Below are 8,146 nucleotides of genomic sequence, written 5' to 3'. Positions count from 1 at the left end.
CTGCAGCAGCTGCTGGCGGCCGCCGAGTCGTCGGGCTACGTGCGACTGCAGGGCGAGCAGATCAGCGGCTCCCGGGCGCTGCGGGGCGGGCAGTGGACGCTCAACGGCAAGCCCTTCGCCGGCCCGCAGCTGCACTGAGTGCTACCCGGCCTGCCCCTGGAGAAAGGGGCAGGGCGAGCGGGGGCGGCTTTACAGCTGGCCCGCCCGTTGGCGGGCGATGGCGTCGGCCACGCCCGCGCCATAGGCCGGGTCGGCCTGGGTGCAGTGGGCGATGTGCTTGTCGACGATGTGTTGCGACACGCCGGCGATGTTGCGCGCGGTGTTCTCGCACAGCAGGCGCTGCTTTTCGGGCGTCATCAGGCGGAACAGGTCGCCGGGCTGGGTGAAGTAGTCGCTGTCGTCCTCGCGGTAGTTCCAGCGGCTGGCGTCGCCATAGAGCTTCTCGACGGGCTCGGCGTACTCGGGCTGCTCCTGCCACGCGCCCCGGGTGTTGGGTTCATAGGCGATGGTGCGGCCGAAGTTGCCGTCCACGCGCATGGCGCCGTCGCGGTGGTAGTGGTTGACGGGGCAGCGCGGCGCGTTCACCGGGATCTGGTGGTGGTTCACGCCCAGGCGGTAGCGGGCCGCATCGGCGTACGAGAACAGGCGCGACTGCAGCATGCGGTCGGGCGAGGGGCCGATGCCGGGCACCAGGTTGCTGGGCGCGAACGAGGCCTGCTCGACTTCGGCGTAGTAGTTCTCGGGGTTGCGGTTGAGCTCCATCACGCCCACTTCGATGAGCGGGAAGTCCTTCTTGCTCCACACCTTGGTCAGGTCGAACGGGTGGAAGCGGTAGGTCTGCGCCTCTTCCTCGGTCATGATCTGCACGCACAGCTTCCACTTCGGGAAGTCGCCACGGTCGATGGCTTCCAGCAGGTCGCGCTGGCTGCTTTCGCGGTCACCGGCGACCACGGCGGCGGCCTCCTGGTCGGACAGATTCTCGATGCCCTGCTGGCAGACCCAGTGGAACTTCACATAGTGGCGCTCGCCGGCCTGGTTGATGAGGCTGTAGGTGTGCGAGCCGAAACCGTGCATGTGGCGGTAACCGCGCGGGATGCCGCGGTCGCTCATGACGATGGTGATCTGGTGCAGCGCCTCGGGCAGGCCGGTCCAGAAGTCCCAGTTGTTCTCGGGTGAGCGCAGGTTGGTGTGCGGATCGCGCTTGACGGCCTTGTTCAGGTCGGGGAACTTCAGCGGGTCGCGGAAGAAGAACACCGGCGTGTTGTTGCCCACCAGGTCCCAGTTGCCTTCCTCGGTGTACATCTTCACGGCGAAGCCGCGGATGTCGCGTTCGGCATCGGCCGCGCCGCGCTCGCCGGCCACGGTGGAAAAGCGCACGAACAGCTCGGTCTGCTTGCCAATCTGGGAGAACACCTTGGCGCGGGTGTAGCGCGTGATGTCGCCGGTAACGGTGAAGGTGCCGTAGGCGCCCGAGCCCTTGGCGTGCATGCGGCGCTCGGGGATCACCTCGCGGTGAAAGTGCGCGAGCTTTTCCAGGTGCCACAGGTCCTGCAGCAGCATGGGGCCGCGCGGGCCTGCGGTCAGAGAATCCTGGTTGTTGGCGACGGGAGCGCCGGCGGCGGTGGTGAGGCGGTGGCTCATGGGTGTGCTCCTGGTGATGAGGGGTCGATCCATGTGATAGCTATATTGCTATCGACATGACGCATATTATTGTTATGAACTATCCAGGCGGCAATGGCCAGCCCATTGCTTTTATACAAGACAGCCATAGCCTGGACGGATCAGCCGACCAGGAGTTTCTGCACCAGATCAGCGGCGGTGGAGGCGCCGTACTTGCGCATCAGCCGCGCGCGGTAGATCTCCACCGTGCGGTGGCTGATCTCCAGCGCGCGGCCGATCTCCTTGCTGGTCATGCCGTCCAGCAGCCGCGCCGCCACCTCGCGCTCGCGCGGCGTGAGCTCGGCGCGCACCGGGCGCTCGGCGCTCAGGTCCTCGAAGGCCCAGATGCCCGAGGCGTGCGGGTTCTCGCGGTCGAGGGCGCGGCCGGAGACGTGGCACCAGAAGATCTCGCCGCTGGCGCGCTTCATCAGCCGGGTGTCGGCGTAGTGGCCGCGCGCATTCAGGATCGGCTCCATGCGCCGGCCCAGGCGCTCGTACTCGTCGGCGGAGGGGTAGAGGATCCGGAAGGACTGGCCGATCAGCAGCTCGCGCGAGGCGCCGAACATCTCGCAGACATGGCGGTTGCAGTCCACCATGGTGCGGTTGCGCGAGATCACCAGGCCCACCGGCGCCATCTCGAAAGCCAGGCGGTAGTCGGCTATGTCCATGACAGGGTATGCTTTTAGGGAAAACTACGTATTTTTATACGTAGTATCGTAGCGCATCCCCATTTCCCCATTTCAGGAGACACGAGCTGTGAACAAACTCTATCCTTCTGCAGCCAAGGCGCTGGAAGGCGTGGTCCAGGATGGCCAGATGCTGGCCGTGGGCGGCTTCGGCCTGTGTGGCATCCCCGAGGCGCTGATCGAGGCGCTCAAGGACAGCGGCGTGAAGAACCTGACGGTGGTGTCGAACAACGCCGGCGTCGATGGCTTCGGCCTGGGCAAGCTGCTGGAGACGCGCCAGATCAAGAAGATGATCAGCTCCTACGTCGGCGAGAACAAGGAATTCGAGCGCCAGTACCTGGCGGGCGAGCTGGAGCTGGAATTCACCCCGCAGGGAACGCTCGCCGAGAAGCTGCGCGCCGGTGGCGCCGGCATCCCGGCCTTCTTCACCAAGACCGGCGTGGGCACCATCGTCGCCGAGGGCAAGGAGACGCGCGAGTTCGACGGCCAGACCTACGTGATGGAGCGCTCACTGGTGCCCGACGTGTCGCTGGTCAAGGCGCACCGCGCCGACAAGAGCGGCAACCTGCAATTTCGCCTGACGGCGCGCAACTTCAACCCGGCCGCTGCCACCGCCGGCAAGGTCTGCATCGTCGAGGTCGAGGAGGTGGTCGAGATTGGCGAAATCGCCCCGGACGACGTGCACCTGCCCGGCATCTACGTGCACCGCATCGTGCACAACCCCCATCCCGAGAAGCGCATCGAGAAGCGCACCCTCAGAGAGAAGAAGTAAGGAGAACAGACATGCCCTGGACGCAAGATCAGATGGCCGCGCGCGCGGCGCAGGAACTCGAGGACGGCTTCTATGTGAACCTCGGCATCGGCATCCCGACGCTGGTGGCCAACCACACGGGTGACAAGGAAGTGTGGCTGCAGTCGGAAAACGGCATGCTCGGCATCGGCCCGTTCCCGACCGAGGACGAGGTCGACGCCGACCTGATCAACGCCGGCAAGCAGACCGTCACCACCATCCCCGGCTCGGCCATCTTCGGCTCGGACCAGTCGTTCGCCATGATCCGCGGCGGCAAGATCAACCTGTCGATCCTCGGTGCCATGCAGGTGTCCGAGAAGGGCGACCTGGCCAACTGGATGATTCCCGGCAAGATGGTCAAGGGGATGGGGGGCGCCATGGACCTGGTGGCCGGGGTGCCGCGCGTGATCGTGCTGATGGAGCACGTGGCGAGGAAGAAGGACGGCACCACCGACCTGAAGATCCTGCCCGAATGCACGCTGCCGCTCACGGGCGTGGGCGTCGTGGACCGCATCATCACGGATCTCGGCGTCATGGACGTGACGCCCGAGGGGCTGAAGCTGGTGGAGCTGGCGCCGGGCGTGGAGTTCGACGAGATCCAGGCGAAGACGGGCGTGACGCTGCTGCGCTGAGCGCCGGGCGGTACGCGGTCCTTTCCCGAGCCGGGCAGTGCCCGGCTCTTTGCGTTGCGCCCGAGCGCGCCCTGGTGCGGCCAGGCGCGGGCTTATAGTCGGAGCCCGTCCTTCCCGAGTCCCGCCGCAGCCAGCCAGCCCGTATGTCCGCATCCGATCAGGCGCCCTCACCCCTCCGACCAGAAGAGGGCGAAGGCTACCGCCACTACCTGCGCGCCGTCAGCGACATGGCGAGTCGCCGCATCGTGACGACGCAGCAGGCGATCCACAACGACCGCGGGGTCAAGCTGTTGGAGAAGGGCGTGCGCGTCGACGGCCAGCTCTACGACCGCCTGATGCGCCACAGGCTGCGGGGCCCCATCGACGCGCAGCTGAGTGTCCAGGGCATGGAGAGCGTGCAGAGCACGCTGCAGGCGGCGGCCCTGCAGTGCCGGCAGGACCGGTTGGTCCGGATGCTGGTGGACGCGGGCGGGGGCGAGGCCGAACGGCTGCTGGCCCCGGTGCGCGCCCTGACCTTGCCACAGCCGCTGGCCTTCAAGCTGACCGTGATGCGCGAGCAGCGCCCGGAGCTGCATGCCCACAGCGTGCGCGTCATGCTGGCGGCCATCCATCTGGGCCTGGCGGCGGGCCTGGAGGGGCGGGCGTGCAGCCACCTGGCGGCGGCTGGGCTGCTGCACGACATCGGCGTGCTGCACATGGACCCGATCTGGCGCGACCCGGAGACGCGGGTCAGCGGCCCGGAGCGCAAGCACCTGCTGGCCCACCCGATCACCGCCATGATGCTGATCCAGGCCCAGGAAATCTACCCGTCGAGCGTGGCCCAGGCAGTCCTGGAGCACCATGAGTGCATGGACGGGAGCGGCTATCCGCGCGGCCTGCAGGGCGAGCGGATCTCGACCATGGGACAGGCGCTGCTGCTGGCCGAGGTGGTGGTCGGCTTCTTCGAAAAGTACGCTGACGAGGCTCCGGCCCAGCGCCTGTCGCTCTCGCTGCGCCTGAACCACCGCAAGTACCCGGCGGCGCTGGTCGGGGCGTTGCTGCCGGCGCTGCACACGGACGCGCAGGCTGGCCCTGGCGTGGAGGCGGATGGGGTGCAGGCAATCATCGCGCTGCTCTCGCACGCCTTCGATGACTGGGAGGCGCGCAGCGCCCGCCTGGCCCTGGCGCCACGGTCGGCCTGGAGCCCGGCGCGCAGTTTCGTCACCGAGCGGCTGGCGCAGCTGCAGAAGGCGCTGCTCGAGGCGGGCTCGCACCCGCGCCAGCAGGCCGGGATGCTGGCCCACCTGATGGATGATCCGCAGAGCCTGGCGGAGCTGTTCCTGCTGGGGCGCGAGGCACTGTGGCAGTTGCAGAGCATCATCGAGACGAGCCGCAGCCGCTGGCCGGAGCTGGAGCACAGCGCTGCGGCGGACGACCGGGCGGTAGTGCACTGGCGCCAGGGCTGCGAGGGGCGGCTGGCGCAGGAGGCGCCGGGCAGCTTTTGATTGGGAGTCTGCGATCCGGGCGGCGTTTGCCAGCGCCCTTCGATACTGTATATTTGAACAGTATCGGAGGACGTCCCATGGATCCAGCGCTCCCCACCTCTTTCATCGATCGCCTGCCCGGGGTCTGGCGGGGGCGTGACTGGGCCGATGCCGCCCCGGCGGCACTCCCGAGCGGCCACGCCGTGCTCGACGCCGAGCTGCCGGGTGGTGGCTGGCCGGTCGGTGCCCTGAGCGAGGTCCTGCAGCCCGCGGGGGCGCACCATGAATGGCGCCTGGTGCTGCCGGCGCTGGCGGCGCGCCTGCAGGAGCGGGACTGCCGTGCGGTGCTCGTGGCGCCGCCCCTGGAGCCCTTCGCTCCGGCGCTGCAGGCCGCCGGCGTGCGACCGGAGCGCTTGTACAGCCTCGAGGCCCAGGAGAGTGCGGCGGCCTGGGCTTGCGAGCAGGCGCTGCGCTGCCGGGAGGTGGGGGCGGTGTTGGCCTGGCTGCCCCGCGCGCTCCCGGCCACGCTGCGGCGACTGCAGTTGGCGGCGGCGCAGCAACGCCAGCTGCTGTGGGTCTTCCGGCCCCTGCAGGCGGGGCGCAACCCCTCGCCGGCTCCCTTGCGCCTGGGTGTGCAGGGCCAGGGAGGGCGGATGCTGGTGCACGTGCTCAAGCGCCGCGGCCCGCCGCTCGACGATCCCCTGGAGCTGGCGGCCCTGCCTGCGCTGCTGGAGCGCGCCCTGCGGGCCCAGGCATCGCGGCGCCTCCAGGTGCAGCGGTGGCCGGTGGAGGCCTCGCCGCCTGCGGGACGGCCCGGTGCCGCCCAGGAGGTCGCCCATGCGCTGGCTGGCGTGGCTGCCGCCGGCTGAGGCGTGCCTGCCCGGGGCAGGGGCAGCGGCGACGCTTCCCGAGGAGCGCGCCTGGTGGGCGCTGCGCTTCACGCCGCGCGTGGCGCTGTTGGAAGAGGCGGTGCTGCTCGAAGTGAGCCAGGTCGAGCGCCTCTGGGGAGGGTGGCCGGGCCTGTGGGCGCAGTTGCAGGCCGGGGCGCCCATGGGAGCCCAGGGAGGGGCGGGCCTCTGGGCCCAGGGCGCGACGGCCCAGCAGGCGCTGGCGCTGCTGCGCGTGCGGCGCAGCGGCCACCGATTGCCGGATCGGTTGCCGCATGGGCTGCCGGTCGAGGCGCTGACGGCGCTGCAGCCGCACGCCGCGGCGCTGGCGGCCCTGGGCTGCCGAACCTGGGGCCAGGTGCGGGCGCTGCCGCGTGCCGGGTTGGCGCGGCGCTTCGGCGCCGGGACGCTGGCCGCGCTGGACCGTGCCTGGGGGGAGGGCACGCAAAGCTGGCGCTGGCTGCAGCTGCCCGAGCGCTTCGAGCGAGAGCTGGAGCTGGCGTCCCTGGCCGAGTCGAGTGGGGGCTTGCTGCAGGCCGGACAGCAGCTGCTGTGCGTGCTGCGGGAGTGGCTGCGTGCGCGCCAGCGCGGCGCACTGGAATTGGAGCTGTCCTGGCACCACTGCCTGCGCCGCCTCGAGGGGCGGCCCCTGCCTGCGTGGCAATCGTTGGTGCTGCGCACGGCCGAGCCGGCCCAGGAGGTGGAACATCTGGGCCGCCTGCTGGCCGAGCGGCTGGCCCGGCAGCGCCTCGAGGCACCGGTCGATCGGGTGGCGCTGCGCAGCCTGCAGACCGTGCCGCTGCAGCCCGCCCATCCCAGCTTGCTCGCCCGCGGGGGCGTCCCGGACCCTGGGGCGGGGCAGGAGGCGGAGTCCTGGCAACAATTGCTGGAGCGCCTGGGGGCGCGGTTGGGACCGGAGCGCCTGCGCCGCCCCTGTCTGGAGGCCGACCACCGCCCCGAGTGCATGCAGCGCTGGCTGCCGGCGCTGCAGCCCGCACCGCGTCCGGCCGCGCCGACGGCGGGAGCCTCCGCGCTGTGGCCGACGTGGCTGCTGCGCCCACCCCGGGAGCTCTCCCTGCGGGGCGATCGGCCCTGTCTGGACGGGGAGCGGCTGCGCCTGTTGGCCGGGCCACAGCGGGTGGAGGCGGGATGGTGGGCGGGGCCGCAGCAAGACGGCGGCGGGGAGCTGGCGCAGCGCGACTATTTCGTCGCCCATGGCGAGCGTGCCGGCTGGCTCTGGGTGTTCCGCGATCGCCCGACGGGGGCGTGGTTCCTGCAAGGGGTGTACGCATGAAGGCGCTGCCCGCCTATGCGGAGCTGCATGCGCTGAGCTGCTTCAGCTTCCAGCGCGGCGCCTCGCATCCGCAGGAGCTGGTCGAGCGTGCCCACCAGCTCGGCTACGCTGCGCTGGCGCTGACCGACGAGTGCTCGGTCGCGGGCGTGGTGCGCGCCCATGTGGCGGCGCGGCGGCTGTCCTTCCCGCTGGTCGTGGGCAGCGAATTCCATTGGGGGGATGTGTGCATCGTCGCATTGGCGCGCGACCTGGAAGGCTGGGGCGGGTTGTGCGAATTCATCACCCAGGCCCGTGCGCGCGGCGCACACAAGGGGAGCTATCGGGTCGATGCAGCGTCTTCCTGGGAGCTGCTGGCCGGCTGCGAGCTGTTGCTGGCGCCCCGGCGCGCGGGCTTTCCCGACGCATCCGACGAACAGGCGTTGCACGCTGCCCTGGTGCCTGTGCTGGCCGTGCTGCCGGCGCCTTCCTGGCTGGCGGTGGAACTGCACATGGCCTTCGACGACGCCCTGTGGCTGCAGAGCCTGGAGCGCGTCGGCGCGCGCCTGGGCCTGCGGCTGGTGGCGGCGGGCGACGTGCACATGCACGCGCGCAGCCGCAAGCCCCTGCAGGACGTGCTGACCGCCGTGCGGCTGGGGCGGCCGGTGGCCGAGTGTGGACTGGCCCTGCAGCCCCATGCGGAAAAACGCCTGCGCGCGCGCAGCCAGCTCGCCGGCCTGTACCCGCCGCAGCTGCTGG

8 protein-coding genes are annotated in these 8,146 nt (G+C 70.3%); 6 read left to right on the top strand and 2 right to left on the bottom strand.

Going from position 1 to position 8,146, the window contains the following annotated elements:
* Positions 1 to 189: 189 nt before the first annotated feature.
* On the bottom strand, positions 190 to 1,641 hold the full coding sequence (locus tag A612_RS02705; RefSeq protein WP_019373065.1) for a catalase: 1,452 nt from the start codon (positions 1,639 to 1,641) through the stop codon (positions 190 to 192).
* A 140-nt stretch (positions 1,642 to 1,781) separates the two neighbouring features.
* Positions 1,782 to 2,327 (bottom strand): PAS and helix-turn-helix domain-containing protein, encoded by a 546-nt coding sequence (locus tag A612_RS02700; protein WP_019373064.1) that lies wholly within the window; start codon positions 2,325 to 2,327, stop codon positions 1,782 to 1,784.
* Positions 2,328 to 2,415: 88 nt separating this feature from the next.
* Between A612_RS02700 and A612_RS02695 the strand changes: the two genes are divergently transcribed.
* From A612_RS02695 to A612_RS02670, 6 genes are all read left to right on the top strand, one after another.
* On the top strand, positions 2,416 to 3,117 hold the full coding sequence (locus tag A612_RS02695) for a CoA transferase subunit A (RefSeq protein WP_019373063.1): 702 nt from the start codon (positions 2,416 to 2,418) through the stop codon (positions 3,115 to 3,117).
* An 11-nt stretch (positions 3,118 to 3,128) separates the two neighbouring features.
* The gene (locus tag A612_RS02690) at positions 3,129 to 3,767 is read left to right on the top strand and encodes a 3-oxoacid CoA-transferase subunit B (RefSeq protein WP_019373062.1); all 639 of its coding nucleotides are present in this window, start codon (positions 3,129 to 3,131) and stop codon (positions 3,765 to 3,767) included.
* A gap of 143 nt (positions 3,768 to 3,910) precedes the next feature.
* Entirely contained in the window at positions 3,911 to 5,251 is a 1,341-nt protein-coding gene (locus A612_RS02685) for an HD-GYP domain-containing protein (RefSeq protein ID WP_019373061.1), read from the top strand.
* A gap of 77 nt (positions 5,252 to 5,328) precedes the next feature.
* Positions 5,329 to 6,099, top strand: a complete 771-nt coding sequence (gene imuA, locus A612_RS02680) for a translesion DNA synthesis-associated protein ImuA (protein WP_019373060.1) — start codon at positions 5,329 to 5,331, stop codon at positions 6,097 to 6,099.
* Positions 6,068 to 7,411, top strand: coding sequence for a DNA polymerase Y subunit UmuC family protein (locus A612_RS02675; protein WP_019373059.1), 1,344 nt, complete (start codon positions 6,068 to 6,070; stop codon positions 7,409 to 7,411). The genes imuA and A612_RS02675 overlap by 32 nt, the downstream gene beginning before the upstream one ends.
* A partial coding sequence (locus A612_RS02670; protein WP_040435733.1) for a PHP domain-containing protein occupies positions 7,408 to 8,146 on the top strand: 739 nt, incomplete at its 3' end. The genes A612_RS02675 and A612_RS02670, both read left to right, overlap by 4 nt.

This window comes from Melaminivora alkalimesophila, from assembly GCF_000282995.1.
GTDB lineage: Bacteria > Pseudomonadota > Gammaproteobacteria > Burkholderiales > Burkholderiaceae_C > Melaminivora > Melaminivora alkalimesophila.
Note: the sequence above shows the minus strand (reverse complement) of the source record. Positions and strands in the feature narration are given on the sequence as shown.